Here is an 18,825-nt window from a genome sequence, read left to right as displayed (position 1 = left end):
GTATAAAATTATATGTAGACGTAGATGTTATTTAAATATATATAATGAGGAAGCTATGAAAGCAAAACAGGATGCAATTGGAACAGTTCTCTTTACACAGAAAGAGATAACTAAGAGAGCCAAGGAAATAGGCGAACAGATAAACAAAGACTATAAGGGTGAGGAGGTTGTCCTAATAGGTACGCTTAAGGGCGCTATCATGTGGATGGCTGATATCATGAAGGAAATTAAGCTAGACACTAAGATTGACTTTGTTGCAGCAAGCAGCTATGGTTCAGCTACAACAAGTAGCGGTGTCGTTAAGATTACTAAGGATATCGGAATGAACCTCTTTGATAAAAACATCATCATAATCGAGGACATTGTTGATACTGGAACAACACTCAAGTATCTCAAGGAGTACATATCCGCAAGAAATCCAAAGACAATTAAGATTTGCACATTGCTAGATAAACCAGCAAGAAGAAAAGCTGATGTAGAGGCTGACTATGTTGGTTTTGAGGTCGAGGATTTGTTTGTGGTTGGTTATGGGCTCGACTATGACCAAAAGTATAGAAATCTTCCATATATTAGTTACTTAGAAGGTTAGGGAATGGAGGTCAGGGTAATTCCTGCCCTCTGTTTTTTAGTTTACGAATGGAGAGCATATTGAAAAAACTTAATTATATTTTATATGTTATTCTTGCCGTAAGTATTTCGTTTTTTATCGTGATTTTTAGCTATAATGCTATTCTTAGAGTGCCTGAAACCTATACCTACCATTTTAATGATTCGCAGGTGACATATAACCTAAACACAAAGACATCGGGTACAGAGTTTTCTAGTGAGATTTGTTCATATCTCAACTCACCGTTAAAAAGCGAATTCCAAGTATACGAAAAGAACGGCAAGTTTAATGATCCACTCTTTGAGAAAAAAGAAGTGGAGGTAATGAGAAAAGCAAAGAAAATACTGACTATAAGCGCAATCGCATGTTTCTTATTTGGAATTTCATCTATCTTTAGCTATGCTTATCTGCTAAAAAACGGTAGCAGAAGCAAGCTTAAAAGAACAAACAATGTTGCCATTGCACTAGCGGTGCTTATGCAGATTGTGATGGCAATTAGTCTAAATGTAGATGCGATAAGAAAAGTCATATATAGGCTACTCATTGGGGTAAGCCCTGGTAAGGAGTCACTTTTGATTGAGCTTATTGGAACGCCGTTTGAGGCGGTCGTATCGGTCTTTGCAACGATAATAATGGTAATTTTGATAGGCATATTTGTTTATATAAACAAGAAGCTAATCAAGGATGAGCGTATTTTTTATTAAGGAGAAATCATGACGTATATTTTTTTGGCGAATGGATTTGAGGAGATAGAGGCACTAACAACTGTCGATATGTTAAGACGCGCCGGAATACAGATAAAGATGGTATCGATAATGAGAGAAAAGATGGTATACGGCTCACATGGGATTGGAGTTGAGGCCGACATCGTCTTTGAGGAATGTAACTTCGAAAACTGTCAGATGCTCATAGTTCCAGGAGGCTACGAGGGTGTGGAAAATATCTGCAATCACTTTGATTGTAAAGCAGCACTAAGAAAGTTTGCTGAGAGTGGAAGATATGTAGCTGCAATATGTGCAGGACCTATGGCTCTTGCTAAGGCAAGGATTCTAGGAGGTCATGAAGCGACAATCTACGATGGCATGGAGAGTGAACTTATAGATGCAGAGTATGTAAAGAAGAATGTAGTTGTATCTGGCAACATCATTACAGGTCGCGGACCAGCCTATGCTAGCGATTTTGCAAGCGAACTCATCAGAATTTTAAAGAATGATGATGTAGCTAGTGAGGTAAGGGGCGATATGCTTTTCGAAGCCTAAAGCATTGATTAAAAGCATTAGAACTAAAATTCGAGGCCTAGGAGTTTCTAGGAGAAAGGAATAAGTCCAAGTTTTGTATTCCTTGGATTGCGAGAGATTTTATGAATAGAATCAGGTATTTTGTTGCACTTTGCGTAGCAAAGCTCGCTATAATTGCGCTAAAGGTATTTGGATATAAGGGAACTGACTTTCCAGGTATAGTTGCATTTAGAATATGCCCTGGTTTCTTGAGATATGCAAAAAAGCCGAAAACTATTATAGGAGTTACAGGCACTAACGGTAAGACAACGGCAACGAACCTTATTTCAGATATGTTAGCCACTCTAGGCACAGAGGTTATAACAAATAGAGATGGATCAAATACACATACGGGTATAGCGACTTCTTTGATAAAGTCTACTGGTATCTTCGGAAAGTGCAAATATGAGCTTGCTGTATTTGAGATGGATGAGCGTTCAATGAGATTTATTGGCTCACAGATGGATATAGATAAGCTTGTGGTTTGCAACTTGTCTAGAGATTCAATAATGAGAACTGGTCATCCTGAATTTGTAAGAAATGTTCTAACCACGTTTATACCAGAAACCACAGAGCTGATTTGCAATGCAGATGATTACAATGCTTATTCTGTATCACCTAAGAACAAAAGAACATATTTCGGTATCAAAAAGATGGAAGGTGACAGGCAAGATAGCAATAACATCATAAATGACGTGCAGATTTGTCCTGTATGTGGAGAGAAAATCAAGTTTGAGTATTATCGTTATAGTAACATAGGAAAAATCTATTGCGATGCCTGTGGATATAAATCGCCAGAATATGATTATTATCTAGATGAAGTTGATTTTGATAATAATGAAATGCTCTTTGTGGCAAAAGGAGAAAGTCAGAGAGTAGTAATATTAAATGATAGTGTATTCAATATCTACAATCAGTTATCTGCTATGACACTACTTCATGAGATGGGATATTCACTAGCAGAGATTGCAGAATGTCTAAAGACTATGGGACTTGCGAAAACGAGATATAACTCACAGGATGCTGGAGACATGAAGGTTATCACTATGCTGTCAAAGTGTCTGAACGGATATGCTACATCAAGAGTAATGGAGTATATTGCAAAGCAAAAGAAGCAGAAGCAGATTCTATTTATGGTTAACTCAATAGATGCTGAAATCCACTGGTCAGAAGATATTTGCTGGATTTACGACACCGATTTTGAGTTTATAGCAGATGATTATTTACATAGCATTATTGTTTACGGGACAAGGGCGTTGGACTATAAGGTGAGACTACTTCTTGCCGGAGTTCCAGAGGAAAAAATTAAAGTTGTTGAAAAGGCAGAAGACGCAATTGAGCTATTTGAGTATATTGATGACAGCTTGATTTATGTTTTATATGACCTTGATGTAATAGATAAGGGTCTAAAGATTGCAGATGCTATTAGAGAAAGATTTTCAGCTGGCAAAGTACAGTAGGGAGATAAGATTTATGAAGATAGAATATTTATTTCCAGAGATCACAGGTATTTTTGGAGACCATGCAAATATAGATATTTTAAAAAGATCGGTTATAAATGCTGAAGTTATCAGTACCTCTCTTAATAGTGAACCACGCTTTTTAAGCGAGGAAATAGACCTTGTTTACATGGGCTCTATGACTGAGTTAAGTCAGAAAATTGTAATCGAAAGACTAAAAAAATATAAAAATAAAATAATCGAGAAGATAGAAGCTGGTCAGAACTTACTTATTACCGGAAATGCTCTAGAGATTTTCGGTAATGGAATAAAGGATGTTGGTAAATTTGTATTTGAGGAAAATGGAGGACCTTTTCTAGAGGGACTTGGAATATTTAACTTTGATACAGAAAGAGACATGATTAACAAGTACAATTCTCTATGGCTAGGAGAGTACGAGGGCGAAAAGCTTACGGGGCTTAGAAGCCAGTTTACACGTAGCTTTTATAGAGAGGATATAGCGCCTTTATTTAAGGTTTTAAGAGGGCCGGGATTAAATGAGGACATTTCTATAGAAGGTATCAAACACAAGGGTTTTAGGGGTACATATACGCTAGGACCACTACTTATAATGAATCCTAATTACCTAGAAAAGGTTCTAGGAGAACTAGGTGTAGAAGATTACAGCATTCCGTTTAGAGATTCAATATTCCTAGCGCATGATGAACGTGTCAAGGAATATAGCAATCCAGATACAGGATATTTATATTAGCAAGGTGAAATAATGGAATTTAAAACTGATTACCATATACATTCGTTTTACTCAGATGGAGTTCTTTCTCCGACAGAAATAGTAAAGAGGTTTAGAGCGCTAGATTACGATATAATTTCCATAACCGATCACGATGGCTTTGAGGGTCTAAGAGAGGCAAGAGATGCAGTAAAAGACCTTGAGATGGAGGTCGTTCCTGGCATCGAGTTTTCAACAATTTATGATTTTGATGGAAAATCTATAGAACTTCATATACTAGGATATAACTTTGATACCGAAGATCCTAAGATGATAGCTACATGTGAGGAACTTAAGGAAAATCGCAAACAAAGAAATACAAAGCTTATAGAGAAGTTGATAGCAGATGACATTGATATATCTGAAGCTGATTTACCAAAGAAGCCAGGGGGATATATTGGAAAGCCTGATATAGCCAGAGTTTTGATAAATAAAGGATATGGAGACTTAGACCTTTATAAACTTCTTTCTGGAATACCAAAGAAAATGCTACGCACTGACGAGGCAATAGAGCTTTTAAGGGGAGCAAAGGGAACTGTGGTTCTTGCACATCCACTAGAAATTGAAGAATTCATCTCGGGTAGCAAGTATGATTTTGATAAGCTAGTTGAACTGCTCAAGGAACTTAAGAAGATAGGACTAAGGGGACTAGAGTGTTTCCATCCGTCTGCAAGCGAGGATGATTCAGCAAAGCTTATAGAGATAGCAGCAAAGTACCATTTGCATATAACAAGTGGGTCTGATTTTCATCACGAATAAACTGTGATTTGTTTGGATTATAATCTAAAAGGAGATAGTTCGTATGGTAGAAGATATTTTGAACAAGAAGATAGCCGCTGCGATAAGGACAGAAAAGGATTTTAGCAAGGCACTAAAATCACGCGTTGATGTAGTATTTTTGCTTCACTCAAATATAATCACAGTAAATCAAAGCGTAAAGGAAATTCATGGAGCCGGAAAGAAGGCTTTTGTTCACCTAGATTTCGCTGAGGGAATAGGTAAGGATAGAGCAGGGATAGAGTTTCTGGCAAAGAATGGAGTCGATGGTATTTTGACTACGAGAACAAATATCGTAAGGATTGCCAAGGAGTACAATTTGACGACTGTGCAGAGATTCTTCATTGTCGATTCGCACTCGCTAAACACATCAATGGAGTCTATCAAAATTTCAAAGCCTGACATAATAGAGATAATGCCGGGGATTGTCACAAAGAAGATCAAAGAATTCAGAGAGGAAATCACAACACCGATAATAGCAGGAGGAATAATCGAAACGGAGCAGGAGGTTATTGCTGCACTAGAAGCCGGAGCTGATATAGTTTCAACTGGTGAAGTGGAACTTTGGAATTTGAACATATAGTCTAGTTTTTTAAGGAGATGAATATGAAGATTAAGTTTTGTGGAGCATCAACAGGTGTAACAGGATCTTGTCATCTGCTGACAAGTGGAGAACATAAGATTCTGCTTGATTGCGGTCAATTTCAAGGAGGAAAAGCTCAGGACGCACTCAATTATGAGAAGTTTCCATTTGAGCCATCAGAGATAGAGTGCGTAGTTTTATCTCACGCTCATATAGACCACTGCGGAAGATTACCGCTTTTAACAAAGAGGGGGTTCGAGGGAAAAATCTACTGTACGGATGCTACAGCAGATTTACTTTCGGTAATGCTAAAGGACAGCGCCTATATTCACGAAAAAGAGACTGAGTGGAAGAATCGAAAGGCTGAGAGGGCAGGAAGAGAGCAAGTTGAACCTCTTTACACTATCGAAGATGCAGAGAAAGCTTTATCTTTAGTAAGTCCAATTCTCTATGATCAGCAGATAGAAATTAACTCTGACATGAAAATCGTGTTTAATGATGCTGGACATATTCTTGGATCTGCAATCACAGAACTATGGGTAACTGAGGACGATAAGGAATCAAAAATCGTATTCTCAGGCGACCTTGGTATGGAGGGAAGACCTATTTTGCGTGATCCAACCTATATCAAAAAAGCTGATTATGTGATTATGGAGACTACATATGGAAATAGAATCCATAAGGAGCTAGGATCTGGTGTCGATAAACTCATAGAGATAATTTTAAATACGACAAGACGCGGAGGAAACGTCGTCATTCCATCATTTGCTGTCGGTAGAACTCAGGAGTTGATCTACGAGTTAAACCGCTTCTATGACTCAAATAACGAGTATAGAAAAGAACTGGATAAGATATTCGTATACATTGATAGCCCTATGGCTACGACTGCAACTGAAATATTCAGGAGAAATGCTCAGGTATTTGACGAAGAAACCAGGGAATACATACTCAAGGGTGATAATCCGCTTGAGTTTAAGAACCTTAAGTTTACACGAAGCAGCAAGGAGTCTCAGGACCTAAATTTCAATAAGGAGCCTAAGATAATAATATCTGCAAGTGGCATGTGCGAAGCAGGAAGAATTAGACACCACCTAAAACACAATCTATGGAATCCAAAGAATAGTATTGTTTTCGTAGGATATCAGGGACAAGGAACGCTCGGCAGAAGCCTAGTCGAGGGGATAAAGATGGTAACTCTCTTTGGTGAGGAAATTCAGGTCAATGCAGAGATACATAATCTTGAAGGATTTTCTGGACATGCGGACCAAAACGGCCTATTTGCATGGCTTGCACATTTTGAGCAGAAACCTAAGCAGATATTCCTAGTACATGGTGAAGAGGAATCAAAGAAGGACTTTGCAAAACTTGTAAACGAAAAACTTTCATATGAGCCTATCGTAGTAATGGGTAACTCAGAATTTGAGCTTGACATGAACAAGTCTGAGATTGTAAATATGGATAGTGCAAGAGAGCAGGCAGCAGAAGCTGATAAAATTCAAAAGGTTAGAGATAAACTTTCAAGCATACATCTTGATCTGGAGCAAATTCTCTATAGTGCTAACCTTGCTGTAGAAGAAAACATATCTGACAAGAAGATTACACTGATAAATAATATTATACAGGAGCTCGAAAAATCGACTATAAATCTTGCGACAGCTGTCAATGAAGACGATGGACTTCGCGAAGAAAAATAATCAGAATTAGATAAAATCTCTAGGCGATAATTTAGTTTATTGCCTAGAGATTTTTGTTTTTTTGATGTAAATAGGGAATTAAAAAGAAAGTTTAAAACAAAAAAATACGGTTTTATTACATAAAAAGTCGAATTTATGACATAAATATGGGAAAATTTGTAAATGCCTTGACAGTAATTTGGGGAATTGATTAAAATCTGTTCAAACAAACAAAAAGGGGGAATTATGAGATGGCAAGAGAGTGGCAACAGACTAAATTAAGAGAGTATTTGATGCCTAACGCGGTATATTATCAGAGCCTGTGGGCAGTTAGAGACATCCAGAGGATGGAGATGCGCATCAACGAACTCTCAGCGGAAAAAGATGCTGTTGGAGATGGACGTAAGATGTGTGAGACTAGTAAATCATACAGTGTAAGCAAGCCGGTTGAGGCAAAGGCGATGGAGATTTTACTTCTTCAAGAGAGGGTAAATGCGATTAAAAGAGCACTAGCCACAGTACCTAAGGAGTATAGAAGATATATTCTTAGTAATATAATTATGCAAAATCCAGGTACAACATTTCCAAACAACACATGGAGGCAGTGGAAACAGAGGTTTCTCTTTGATGTAGCAAAGAACCTTTCCCTGATGTAGATGAGCATGGGTAGGAGGATAACAGGCCTTGTTATAATAATCTGCGCTTTAACTATGCTTGTAATATGGGAGAAATGGGCTAAGCCAGCACTTGTGTATGATAAAATACCAGTCCTTAAGATTGACCTTCAAAAGGGGGATGAGCTAAAGGATGGCATGATATCCTATGTAGAGTCAAGCTGCGGAGAGAAATATATTAGCAAGGCGGAAATCAATAAATATATAGGGACTAGGGCGAAGCAGTTCATACATAAGGGAGTGCCACTATTCAGCGAGTATCTTGGAAAGCCAGAAAGTTTAGTTGATATATCTAGGGATAGACTTGCTGTGGTCTTACCAAAGTCTGCAATACATAATTATTCTAGTCAGATTAAGAGGGAGGATATAGTTTTGATTTATGATGAGGCTGATTTGATTCTTAGAGCAAAGGTGTCTAGCGTAATGGATGACACACATGGATTTGAAGTGATAACAGGCCAAAGCGAAGCAGCAAAGCTTAGCGAAGCGATATCAAAGGGCAGAAAATTACTGATTGTGAGGGGAAGCTAGATGACTAGTATTGGATTCTTTTCAGGGTCTGCATCACCTGGATCTACCATGTTAGCAGTGTCAACATCTAAACTTTTAGCAGATATGGGAAAGAGAGTGCTTCATATTTTTACAGGAATAAGCAGTTTATATTCATATGTTGAAAAAAATAATGCAGGAAGTCTAGACGATATCAAGTCGTCACTTGTTGGTAGGAGCCTAACAGAAGAGGAGATAAAAGCTACAGCAAAGACCGTAGATGGAATAGAACTGATAGCATCAAATAAAAGTTTTCTTATGGCAAATACATTTCCTGTGGATAGTTTTGAACAGATATTGAATTCATCTAGGTGCTTTGATTACGTTGTTGTAGATGCAGGATCTGACTTTAGGACGGCTCTGACTATTTCTGCACTATGTTATTGCAATAAGAGAATAGTGTCAATTACTCAAGAACCAAATTCAATATCAAATTTCAAAGAATTAGATAATGACATATTAAGCAGTTTTGGAGATTTTGAGCTTGTTATAAATAAATATTTAAGGGATAAATCTTTATACAGCAAGGATGATATTGCTTATCTTCTGAAGAAGGATATTTCATGTGTAATTCCGTACTCTCAGTTTGGAAGCTATGCGCAGATAGAGAGAAAAACTCTTATAGGCGAAAAACGATATAGACGAGCAGTAGAATGCTTAATCAAAGAATGCTTGGGAAAAGACAATGGCAGTTAGAAATTTATTTTCGCTCGAGAACTTCTTGGATGAGTATTCCAATGAACCTGTAAAAACGAGGCAGGAGACAGATGCATATTTCGACTTTGAAGCTATCTGCAGTCTAGTCGAGAAGAAACTAGATATAGACTGGAACGATGCAGATGATGCTAGTAAACAGCTTAAGCTTGAGAGGGAAAAGAGTGCAATCATAGGATATGAGAAGGATGTTCTATTCTACAAAGATAAAATAAGGGAAATTCTAAGACAGAATAAACTAGAAGAGGCCAGCTTTCCTAGCTATTATCAGGATATCATAGAAGCCATATTCGCTGAGCTATATGGGCTTGCAGGAATTTCACCTTGGGCTTATGACACAGATGATAAATACAAAAGTTCATCATCAGCAAAAATCATAGGTGAGAGGATATATTTTCTTATAGATGGTAAATCACAGCTAATGCCACAGAGAATAAGCAAGGATCGTTTACTTAAGCTAAAGAGAGCTCTTCTGCTTGCAACGCCAAGCGAACGTCTAAGTGATGCATACCATGAGGTATATCTTAGAAATGGGATAAGAATAAGCATATATTCTGGTGATGTTGTAAAGCCAAATCAAGATGTAATAGTCTTTCGTAAATATGTTATGCAAAAGCTGTGCTTTGAAGCCCTGAGCGAGCGTAAGACATTTCCTAAGGAAGCAATAAGGATATTTGAACTTATGCGTAAGGTTGGTTTTAATGTGATATTCACAGGACAGGTGAGGTCTGGCAAGACGACATTTCTACAGACGTGGCAGAGCGGAGAAAATCCAAATCTTGAGGGACTAGCTATTTCAACTGACCCTGAGACGCCTTGGCAAGATATTATGCCAGGTACAGCTTTGATGCAGATAGTGACTGATGGTTTGGGGTTAGAAACTCTAAGTAAGTCACTTCTTAGGGCAGATAATGACTATGTTTTGATGGAGGAAATGAGGGATGCATCTGCATATAAACTCATTTTAGATATAATTACATCTGGGACAAGTAGGTGTAAGGCTACTGTACACGATGGAAGTGCGCTTGATCTACCGTATAGGATGGCAAGTGAGGTGGTTAATAAGTATGGCGGAAGCCTGATATACACAATAAAGAGAATATATACAGGTTTTGATTATGTATTTGAGATGACACAGGATAATAATAATCATGACCATAAAATACTTAAGGCGATTGTAGAATACAATTTTGATAGCGAAAGAGAATGCTGCATAGCAACATACCTATGTAAGTATGATTTTAGTAGAAAAGAATGGAGATGGAATTCTGACTGCATAATGAGTAAGTTGGAAAAATATCCCCAAGGGTCTAAGGAAATCATAGAAATAAAAGGGCTTGTTGATAAACTCTCCTGCAAAGATGTATTTGATGATTGGAGGTTTGAACCTAACTATAGGGATTAGAGACAAATGCTAGAAAGAATAATATATTTGATATTTGTAATTGGCATACTAGTAATGGAATCAGATGTTGTAGTTCAAATATACAAAGGCATGAAAAATAGTTTCTCCATAAAGAGAGATTTAAGACTAGTATCAAAACAAATCAATAAAAGAGAAGGTGGCAAGGTATACAAACATCTTATGCGTCTTATTTCTGCATCTGATATGGAGCATATATTTATTTCACCAGAACACTTTATATATCTAAGTGTATTCATATTTAGCTTCATGTTTATTGGGCTTATGATTTTTCTTGATTTTCGCGATGCTTTGATACTGGCTACTGGTTTTGCAGCTATTCCTTATGCAGTTTTAACTTTCAAGCTTAGTGGAAAAAGAGCTAAAGGAAGTCGTGAAGCTGTGGTTCTAGTACAGGAACTAACTAATAACTATAAGATCAATTCATGCAATATGAGGGAAGCAATTGAGGCTACAGCTATTTCAATTGAGGCTTCTGCAACAGTTAAGAGGGTAATGATAAATCTAGCAAAGAACTTGAACAATGCATCCTCGTCAAAGGAAATAGGGGAAGCGGTAGAAAACTTTAGATATGCATTTGGAACCGCATGGGCAGACATTCTATCCGCAAATATTTTTATAGCAGTGTACAGAGGGGTAAGGGTAGAAAACAGTCTTAGGGATTTAGGAAAAAGCATTGCAAATAGCAAGAAAATCGTTGAGCACTCAAGACGTCAGGGATATGAAGCGAGAATTATGATTAGATATATGATGCCAATATGCATGCTGATGACAATTATAAGTGCAAGAATGTTCTTTGACATGAGTATAGGTGAATATATGTTAAATCAGTTTTCCAATAAGAGTAGTATGTACTGGCTACTTACTTCGATATTTCTATACTTAGGTGCCTGTTTTACAGACATGTTTTTTGCAAGCAGAAAGATGGACTTATAGATTTGAGGATAAGTAGATTTTGGCGCAGGAAGTTAAGCGTAATTAGCATTAAGAAAAATCCGCTAGATAATACTAAAAATGTATTGAAATCGATTAAGGCTAAAATTATATCTATATTGAATTCAGATAGGATTGAGCAGGAGCTGCTAAATAGCTGTTTAATGGGGAAAAACCTTGCAATAATATATGCCGGAAAACCGATGTCAGCGGATTACATAATAGAGGAACTCATGAGAAGCAGCAAGCTACTTAAACCAGTTTATGCAGAAATACTCTCAGAGTATAGGAAGGGTAGAGATAAGGAGGCTTTTGACATATTGTACAAAAGAGTGCCTGTAAAAGCTGCAAAGAGTTTTTCAATGATTTTATCCAAGATAGATATGATAAATCCTGTAGAGCTTAGCGAATATATGGATTCATTTGAGGAAACGCTTGCAGATCAAAGGCTGACAAAAGGCATACAGAACGCAGAAAAACAAAGTCTCATAGTTAATATAACAGTGACTTTATCTATATTTGCTCTATTAATGAATTTTACTGTCACTGTTATATTTTCAAAGGCACAGGTATTGCTTTCGGATATATTTTAGGAGGGGTAATGAAGAATTTAATTATAATAATTGGAACCATGATACTGGGGGTTATAATAGTAAACACACTAGTTCTTGGAGATGGTAACTCTATGAAGGGAGCCGCACAAAACATACTTGATAGAGGTATCCATACAATAGACAATATGAAGATTGGTGATCCGAATTGAAGGAGATTATCGTAATAGCAGGGACCATAATACTAGGATGCATTATATTTGAGATGATGGTTGGTGGGGGAAATAGTCTAAAAACTAGTAGTGATAGCTATTTCTCAAATCTGCTTAGACAGTTATAATAATGAAGCAGATAATCACGGCGACAGCATCATTAATTCTTATTTTAAGTGTCTTTAGCAATATACTTTGCATCCAGGAAATAAAGATGAAGCAGACTGAACTTAAAGTAAGCTCAATAAGATATATTGAGCGAGTTAAGAGGGCTTCTGAACTAGACGATATAGTTAAAGATGCATGGAAAGAAAAGGCCGCAAAGATATTTAAATGCGATAAGTCAGACATAGAAATTATCTCTACAGACTATAAATATAATGGTATAAAACACATAGAAGTAGAGTTACATTTAAATATAGAAGAATTAAAAGATAGATTTGGAATAGTAAAAGGGCAGAAAGAGATGAAAGTGCATTTTGATATAAGGTGTGATGGATAGGCATGAAAAATTTGATAATAACGCTTGGAATAATTATATTCATAAGTTCATTGGCGCTTAACTTACTTGGTCTTGAGGATGCATATTTGAAGGCGATTTCATCAATGTTTAAATAAGTTCTTATAAAATAGTTTTAACAAATAATAAAAGCCCCTTGATATAGACTTGTAACTAATGAAGTCAATGCAAGGGGCGTTTTCAATTACTTAAATGTTTCTATACATTGAAGAGGAAGTTCATTACATCTCCGTCCTTAACGATGTATTCCTTACCCTCAGCGCGTATAAAGCCCTTTTCGCGAGCTGCGGCAAGGCTGCCGTTACATTCCATAAGTTTATCATAAGAAATGGTTTCGGCTCTGATAAAGCCTCTTTCAAAATCTGTATGAATCTTTCCTGCAGCCTGAGGTGCCTTTGTTCCTCTCTTGATAGTCCAAGCTCTAACTTCATCTTCACCAGCTGTGAGGAATGAAATAAGATTGAGGAGTTTATATGATGCTTTGATAAGTTTATCAAGACCTGACTCATCAATACCTAGCTCTGTAAGGAACATTTCTTTTTCTTCCTTATCTAGCTCGGAGATTTCTTCTTCTATACGGGCACAGATGCAGACAACTTCAGCATCTTCAGTCTTTGCAAATTCCTTAATCTGCTTAACACGCTCGTTATCATCTGTATCATTTATTTCGTCTTCTGAAAGATTTATCACGTAGATGATAGGTTTGTAAGATAGAAGGTCAAGTGACTTGACATATTCTGCATCATCATCTGATAGCTCCATGGCACGTGCAGATTTACCTTCTTCTAGAAAGGCAATAACCTTGTTTAGGAGTTCTAGTTCCTTAGCAAGACTCTTATCTCCCTTTAGGTTCTTCTGAGTCTTAGCTGCTCTCTTTTCTAGGACTTCAAGATCTGAGAGGATGAGCTCCATGTTAATTGTTTCAATATCGGAGAGAGGATCAATCTGTCCTGATACATGGACGATATTATCGTCATCAAAGCCACGAACAACGTGAATAATAGCAGCAACTTCTCTGATGTGACCAAGGAACTTGTTTCCGAGACCTTCACCCTTTGATGCACCTTTAACGAGACCTGCGATATCACAGAATTCAATTGAAGTATAAATTGTCTTCTTAGAGTTATATACCTCATGAAGTGTATCTATTCTGCTGTCTGGAACTGTAACTACACCAACGTTTGGCTCTATCGTGCAGAAGGGGTAATTTGCTGCTTCTGCTCCAGCTTTTGTAATTGCATTAAAAAGTGTACTTTTGCCTACGTTTGGAAGGCCAACTATACCTAGTTTCATTGTATTCTCCTCATAAAGTAATTATTGTTTTTTATATTTTTTCGCTTGATAGATGTAAGTTGCAAGTGCTAGTACAAAGACCATAAGGCTAAGTACCTGTGCTTGTCTAAACTGACCAATCATGAGACTATCGGTTCTCAATCCTTCAACCCAGAATCTTTCAAATGAGTAAAGCATTGCATAAAGCAGTGCAATCTGTCCATCAAATTTTCTTTTCTTTGATATCTTAACTAAGAAGATGAATATTAAAAGACACCATATAGATTCATAAAGGAATGTAGGATGTACTTTCTCACCGTATACAGTAATAGCCCAAGGAAGGTCTGTAGGACCACCGTGCGCTTCTGAGTTGAAGAAGTTTCCCCATCTGCCTATTGATTGGGCTAGTGCAACCTGTGGCATAATTAAATCAGCTAATTTAGGAAACTTGATTTTCTTGTGCCTAGCGACTATGTAAGAAACAATTACTCCTGCAATTATTCCGCCGTGAATAGCAAGTCCACCAGCGCGGATGTTAAGCATCTGTATAAAGTCGCCACGATAGTTATCATAGCTGAATATAACATAATATGCCCTTGCGCCTATGATGGATAAGGGGATTAGAAATATCGTTAGGTCAAGAATATCATCCTGCACGATATCAAATCTCGGTGCTCTACGGTAGCTTATATATATCGCTAGAAGAAAGGCGATACCTATCAAAATGCCGTACCATCTTACATCAATACCTGCGATTGTAAATGCAATGGGATTTGGTGCTTGCATAAAAACTCCTTTCATATATCTTTACTATTATATTAGAAATGCTAATTTAATTCAATTATTAGCTTGCTTTTATTTGATGTAATTATATCAAAGTATGTAAGTTTGGATTTTGTTCAAAGGACTGCAGGATGAGTAGATTTAATCATAAAATATATAATAAAAAGATATTGACATTTATGATGGTGTTTGATAATATATTCCTTGCAGTGATTTTGCACAATATGGCGGTGTAGCTTAGTTGGCTAGAGCGTCCGGTTCATACCCGGAAGGTCGGTGGTTCGACTCCACTCGCCGCTACCATTGTGGGCGTTTAGCTCAGCTGGGAGAGCACCTGCCTTACAAGCAGGGGGTCATAGGTTCGAGCCCTATAACGCCCACCATCATTGCGGCCTGGTAGTTCAGTTGGTTAGAATGCCAGCCTGTCACGCTGGAGGTCGACGGTTCGAGCCCGTTCCAGGTCGCCAATTTTTATATTTATAAGCTAATATGGTGGGTATCGTCAAGTGGTTAAGACCCAGGGTTGTGGCTCCTGTATGCGTGGGTTCGAATCCCACTATCCACCCCATATAATTCGGCGACATAGCCAAGTGGTAAGGCAGAGGTCTGCAAAACCTTTATTCCCCAGTTCAAATCTGGGTGTCGCCTCCAATCGTTGGGGTATCGCCAAGCGGTAAGGCAACGGATTCTGATTCCGTCATGCGCAGGTTCGAATCCTGCTACCCTAGCCAAATGAAAAACCGTTGATTTCAGCGGTTTTTTTATATGCAAAAAACTCCCTGTGCTTTGCACCAGGGAGTTTGTCTCGTTTTGATAGAAAATCTTTCTTAAACCTCACCGTTCAAAATTTCTTCGAGAACCATGTCAAGATCCTCTCGGCAGCCACCGCATACATTGCCGATGTCACCTACCTCACAGAGTTCCTTAAGAGTCTTGATGTTCTTTTCTTTAATTAGATCTTCTACATAGCCTCTGTTAAGTTTTTTGCAAAGGCAAATTTCGTAGTCGCGACTTGATTTATCTAGTGTGTCCATAATTTTCCTCATTTCATTTACTATATTATATATCTACCCATAAAATACAAATAGTAGCACATATTATAGCATAAAGCGGACTGTCTAAGTAAGAAAAAATTAAACAGGGTATAATAAACTGATATGGGATAGAGTTTGAAAAAGATGCCCATAGGTCATATAATAGATATATAGAATGTGATTAAGTGAAAGGTGTGTAAAATGAGAAAAACAAAGATTGTATGTACACTAGGACCTTCTTCGAGCAATGAAGAAACCATAAGGAAAATGTTACTTTCAGGCATGAATGTCGCAAGGGTGAATTTTTCACATGGCACGCACGAGCAGCACCACAAGACGATAGAAACCTTCAGGAAGGTTAGAGATGAGCTAGATATGCCAGCAGCTGTCATGCTTGATACAAAGGGACCAGAAATTAGACTAAAGGATTTCGTTAATGGAAAAGAGTTTTTAGAAGATGGTCAGGAGTTTACACTTACATCAAGAGATGTTGAAGGCACAAGTTCAATAGTTGCAACAACATATGAGAGACTTCCTAACATGGTCAAAGAAGGCGATAAGATTTTGATAGATGATGGGATGATTGTGCTCACTGTAATATCAAAGACAGAAACAGATATTTTAACTAAGGTAGTTCACGGTGGAAATGTAAGCAACCACAAGGGTGTAAACATTCCAGATGTTGATCTTGGGATGGAATATATAGGAGAGCAGGATAGAAGCGATATTCTTTTTGGAATAGAGGAGGATGTTGACTACATTGCGGCTTCATTTGTTAGAATGCAGGAGGACGTTGAGGAACTCAGAAAGCTTCTTAATGATAATGGCGGTAAAGATATCAAGATAATAGCAAAGATAGAGAGCACCCAGGGTGTTGATAACTTTGAGCACATTCTTCCTAAGGTTGATGGAATAATGATAGCAAGAGGTGACATGGGTGTAGAACTTGCTTTTGAGCGCCTTCCAGGAATCCAAAAGAGAATAATAAAGAGATGCTTAGAGAGTGGCAAAATAGCTATAACAGCTACACAGATGCTAGAGTCCATGGTCGAAAATCCAGTGCCAACGCGTGCAGAAATTACTGACGTTGCAAATGCAGTTTACGATGGAACTTCAGCTGTGATGCTTTCGGGAGAAACGGCAGCCGGTAAATATCCAGTTGAAGCTGTAGAAGTTATGGCAAAGGTTGCAGAACAGGCTGAGGCTGATAACGAAACAAACTATCACGAAGATAGAGTTTGGCACGAAATGAACAAAAGAGACGTAACAAATGCTGTAGCTCATGCTGCCTGCACTTTAGCTGAGGATATAAATGCAGCAGGAATAATGGCTGCAACAAACTCAGGATTTACAGCATCAAGAATGTCGAAGTTTAGACCAGCAAAGATGATAATAGGTGCAACGCCTTATACAAAGGCATACCATCAAATGGCGATGATGTGGGGAGTTGTTCCAATTAAAGCAAAGTATAATGCAGAAGTTGAGGAGCTGTTTGATTGGTTTGCGTCAGAAGCTGTAAGAAGTGGTCTTGTTGAAGAGGGCAGTAAGCTAGTTGTAACTGCTGGGCTTCCAGTAGAAAAGGGAAGTAAGTCTAATATGGTTAGAGTAATTGCTGCACATCAGGACTACAAATAAATGCATAAAGAAAACGACCATTTGAGAAAACTCATTTGGTCGTTTTTTTCATTACCCCTTCTAATGACACGTCTAAAATGAAGGATTTAAATGACGTGAAACACTCTTAAGAGGATCTTTTCCATTCGCTTAAGTAATGTGTTATGCTATGCCTAATACTCAGTTGTCATGCCTTCGCCTTCTGGTAATTTGTCATATGCCTCAAAGATTGCATCTTTAATTCTGTTACGAACGTCTGAAGCAAGAGGATGAGCTATGTCTCTGAAGTCTCCATCTCCCATCTTTCTACTTGGCATAGCAACGAATAACCCATTCTGTCCGTCAATGACCTTGATGTCGTGTACTACGAACTCATTGTCAAATGTTACGGATGCTACGGCTCTCATTTTGCCTTCTACATTGATCTTTCGAATGCGTACATCTGTAATTTGCATGTTACCACCTTCCTCAAATGACCCAAAAAGTATATATACTTATTATACTTCAAAGAATTCAGAAAGGCAATATCTTTTCTAAAACATCAGATAATTTGGTTCAACCCTTACAATTTGAGCATCTTGAGACACTTCACCTAGGTATACAATTGAGGAAAAATCTTCAATTCTCTTCTTTTTTGGTTCAAGCGAGGCAATGGCGATTCCGGTTCCACAAACACTCACATCAAATTCAGAAAGTATATCGCGAATCCCTTGGCTGCTTCCGCCACCACGCATGAAATCATCGATTACAAGAGCTTTTGAACCTGGAGTAACAGCTCGCTTTGATAGAGACATCTTCTGGACTCTGTCATATGATCCTGAGAAATAGTTAATGCTTACAGTTGATCCTTCTGAAACTTTTGCTTCGCGTCGAATTACAACAAGTGGTATATTTAGCTTTCTTGCTGTACTTGCAGCTAGGGGAATACCCTTGGTTTCTACAGTTGCTACATAGTCGGCACCTGAGTCCTTGAACTTTCGAACAAAAATAGATGCAAGCCTGTCCGTGAATGCTGCATCAAAGAATATATCTGAGGTGTATAGAAAATCACCTGCTAGGATTCTGCTATGGTCACAGAGTTTATCGCAAAGCTCGTTCTGAAGCTTAATTAATTCCTCGTCACTTATATCTGGAACAAAGCGTACGCCACCTTTTGCTCCTGCTATAGTTTCTATATATCCTGTACCTGTACTCATCACTGATGAAGAGGCAATGGATATGTCTTCGCTAACGCTAGATTTTGCTGTATTAAATAAATCGCAAAAGAATTGCAATGGGAAAACCTTACAAGGTGAATCGGTTAATATTTTAATGATTGCACCGACACGTTCTGTTCTTTTCATACGCACCTCCAAACTTTCTATATATAATATTTGTTTTTATATTTTTTGTCAATTAGA

General features: G+C 37.8%; 20 protein-coding genes, 6 tRNA genes and 1 pseudogene. 22 read left to right on the top strand and 5 right to left on the bottom strand.

Going from position 1 to position 18,825, the window contains the following annotated elements:
* The first annotated feature begins 55 nt into the window (after nucleotides 1-55).
* The 15 genes and pseudogenes from ADJ67_05490 (at nucleotide 56) to ADJ67_05420 (ending at nucleotide 12,704) form a co-directional block, all read left to right on the top strand.
* On the top strand, nucleotides 56-589 hold the full coding sequence (locus ADJ67_05490) for a hypoxanthine phosphoribosyltransferase (protein AKT47139.1): 534 nt from the start codon (nucleotides 56-58) through the stop codon (nucleotides 587-589).
* Nucleotides 590-648: 59 nt separating this feature from the next.
* The gene (locus ADJ67_05485) at nucleotides 649-1,311 is read left to right on the top strand and encodes a hypothetical protein (protein AKT47138.1); all 663 of its coding nucleotides are present in this window, start codon (nucleotides 649-651) and stop codon (nucleotides 1,309-1,311) included.
* A 9-nt stretch (nucleotides 1,312-1,320) separates the two neighbouring features.
* The gene (locus tag ADJ67_05480) at nucleotides 1,321-1,866 is read left to right on the top strand and encodes a hypothetical protein (GenBank protein ID AKT47137.1); all 546 of its coding nucleotides are present in this window, start codon (nucleotides 1,321-1,323) and stop codon (nucleotides 1,864-1,866) included.
* Between the two features lie 101 nt (nucleotides 1,867-1,967).
* Entirely contained in the window at nucleotides 1,968-3,344 is a 1,377-nt protein-coding gene (locus ADJ67_05475; protein ID AKT47136.1) for a hypothetical protein, read from the top strand.
* A 13-nt stretch (nucleotides 3,345-3,357) separates the two neighbouring features.
* Entirely contained in the window at nucleotides 3,358-4,095 is a 738-nt protein-coding gene (locus ADJ67_05470; protein AKT47135.1) for a hypothetical protein, read from the top strand.
* Nucleotides 4,096-4,107: 12 nt separating this feature from the next.
* Nucleotides 4,108-4,863, top strand: a pseudogene (locus tag ADJ67_05465) (hypothetical protein).
* 52 nt (nucleotides 4,864-4,915) lie between these two features.
* A complete protein-coding gene (locus ADJ67_05460; protein ID AKT47134.1) occupies nucleotides 4,916-5,473 on the top strand; it encodes a hypothetical protein in 558 nt (185 codons plus the stop codon).
* A gap of 23 nt (nucleotides 5,474-5,496) precedes the next feature.
* Nucleotides 5,497-7,167 carry a metallo-beta-lactamase gene (locus ADJ67_05455; protein AKT47133.1) on the top strand — a complete coding sequence of 557 codons (1,671 nt, stop codon included), beginning with the start codon at nucleotides 5,497-5,499 and terminating at the stop codon, nucleotides 7,165-7,167.
* A gap of 230 nt (nucleotides 7,168-7,397) precedes the next feature.
* Nucleotides 7,398-7,802, top strand: a complete 405-nt coding sequence (locus ADJ67_05450; GenBank protein AKT47132.1) for a hypothetical protein — start codon at nucleotides 7,398-7,400, stop codon at nucleotides 7,800-7,802.
* A gap of 6 nt (nucleotides 7,803-7,808) precedes the next feature.
* The gene (locus tag ADJ67_05445; GenBank protein ID AKT47131.1) at nucleotides 7,809-8,351 is read left to right on the top strand and encodes a hypothetical protein; all 543 of its coding nucleotides are present in this window, start codon (nucleotides 7,809-7,811) and stop codon (nucleotides 8,349-8,351) included.
* Entirely contained in the window at nucleotides 8,352-9,065 is a 714-nt protein-coding gene (locus ADJ67_05440) for a hypothetical protein (protein AKT47130.1), read from the top strand.
* Nucleotides 9,055-10,488, top strand: a complete 1,434-nt coding sequence (locus ADJ67_05435) for a hypothetical protein (protein ID AKT47129.1) — start codon at nucleotides 9,055-9,057, stop codon at nucleotides 10,486-10,488. Before ADJ67_05440 ends, ADJ67_05435 begins: the two co-directional genes overlap by 11 nt.
* A 6-nt stretch (nucleotides 10,489-10,494) precedes the next feature.
* Nucleotides 10,495-11,442 (top strand): hypothetical protein, encoded by a 948-nt coding sequence (locus tag ADJ67_05430; protein ID AKT47128.1) that lies wholly within the window; start codon nucleotides 10,495-10,497, stop codon nucleotides 11,440-11,442.
* Between the two features lie 161 nt (nucleotides 11,443-11,603).
* Entirely contained in the window at nucleotides 11,604-12,032 is a 429-nt protein-coding gene (locus ADJ67_05425; GenBank protein ID AKT47127.1) for a hypothetical protein, read from the top strand.
* 384 nt (nucleotides 12,033-12,416) lie between these two features.
* Nucleotides 12,417-12,704, top strand: coding sequence for a hypothetical protein (locus tag ADJ67_05420; protein AKT47126.1), 288 nt, complete (start codon nucleotides 12,417-12,419; stop codon nucleotides 12,702-12,704).
* Nucleotides 12,705-12,920: 216 nt separating this feature from the next.
* Here the strand turns inward: ADJ67_05420 and ADJ67_05415 are convergent, their stop codons facing one another.
* Nucleotides 12,921-14,015: a GTP-binding protein gene (locus ADJ67_05415; protein ID AKT47125.1), complete on the bottom strand. Its 1,095-nt coding sequence runs from the start codon at nucleotides 14,013-14,015 to the stop codon at nucleotides 12,921-12,923.
* A gap of 21 nt (nucleotides 14,016-14,036) precedes the next feature.
* Nucleotides 14,037-14,780, bottom strand: a complete 744-nt coding sequence (locus ADJ67_05410) for a diacylglyceryl transferase (protein ID AKT47124.1) — start codon at nucleotides 14,778-14,780, stop codon at nucleotides 14,037-14,039.
* A gap of 223 nt (nucleotides 14,781-15,003) precedes the next feature.
* Here ADJ67_05410 and ADJ67_05405 point away from each other — a divergent pair.
* From ADJ67_05405 to ADJ67_05380, 6 genes are all read left to right on the top strand, one after another.
* Nucleotides 15,004-15,080, top strand: a tRNA-Met gene (locus ADJ67_05405).
* Between the two features lie 4 nt (nucleotides 15,081-15,084).
* Nucleotides 15,085-15,160, top strand: a tRNA-Val gene (locus tag ADJ67_05400).
* Nucleotides 15,161-15,167: 7 nt separating this feature from the next.
* Nucleotides 15,168-15,244: transfer RNA gene (locus ADJ67_05395), tRNA-Asp, on the top strand.
* A gap of 25 nt (nucleotides 15,245-15,269) precedes the next feature.
* Nucleotides 15,270-15,345 (top strand) — tRNA-His (locus ADJ67_05390).
* 8 nt (nucleotides 15,346-15,353) lie between these two features.
* A tRNA-Cys gene (locus ADJ67_05385) sits at nucleotides 15,354-15,428 on the top strand.
* Nucleotides 15,429-15,433: 5 nt separating this feature from the next.
* A tRNA-Gln gene (locus ADJ67_05380) sits at nucleotides 15,434-15,508 on the top strand.
* Nucleotides 15,509-15,604: 96 nt separating this feature from the next.
* On the opposite strand, the gene ADJ67_05375 is transcribed toward ADJ67_05380, so the two are convergent.
* Nucleotides 15,605-15,811: a hypothetical protein gene (locus tag ADJ67_05375; protein AKT47123.1), complete on the bottom strand. Its 207-nt coding sequence runs from the start codon at nucleotides 15,809-15,811 to the stop codon at nucleotides 15,605-15,607.
* A gap of 201 nt (nucleotides 15,812-16,012) precedes the next feature.
* Here ADJ67_05375 and ADJ67_05370 point away from each other — a divergent pair, with 201 nt between their 5' ends.
* Entirely contained in the window at nucleotides 16,013-17,446 is a 1,434-nt protein-coding gene (locus tag ADJ67_05370) for a pyruvate kinase (protein AKT47122.1), read from the top strand.
* A 152-nt stretch (nucleotides 17,447-17,598) separates the two neighbouring features.
* Here the strand turns inward: ADJ67_05370 and ADJ67_05365 are convergent, their stop codons facing one another.
* Together ADJ67_05365 and ADJ67_05360 are read right to left on the bottom strand one after the other, a co-directional pair.
* Complete coding sequence (locus ADJ67_05365) at nucleotides 17,599-17,880, bottom strand: septation protein spoVG (protein ID AKT47121.1); 282 nt, start codon at nucleotides 17,878-17,880, stop codon at nucleotides 17,599-17,601.
* 78 nt (nucleotides 17,881-17,958) lie between these two features.
* Nucleotides 17,959-18,774, bottom strand: coding sequence for a pur operon repressor (locus ADJ67_05360; GenBank protein AKT47120.1), 816 nt, complete (start codon nucleotides 18,772-18,774; stop codon nucleotides 17,959-17,961).
* Nucleotides 18,775-18,825 lie beyond the last annotated feature (51 nt).

The sequence above is a fragment of the Eubacterium sulci ATCC 35585 genome (assembly GCA_001189495.1).
Classification (GTDB): domain Bacteria; phylum Bacillota; class Clostridia; order Peptostreptococcales; family Anaerovoracaceae; genus Eubacterium_B; species Eubacterium_B sulci.
The sequence above is the reverse complement of the archived record's forward strand: the minus strand, read 5'-3'. Positions and strand labels throughout refer to the sequence as shown.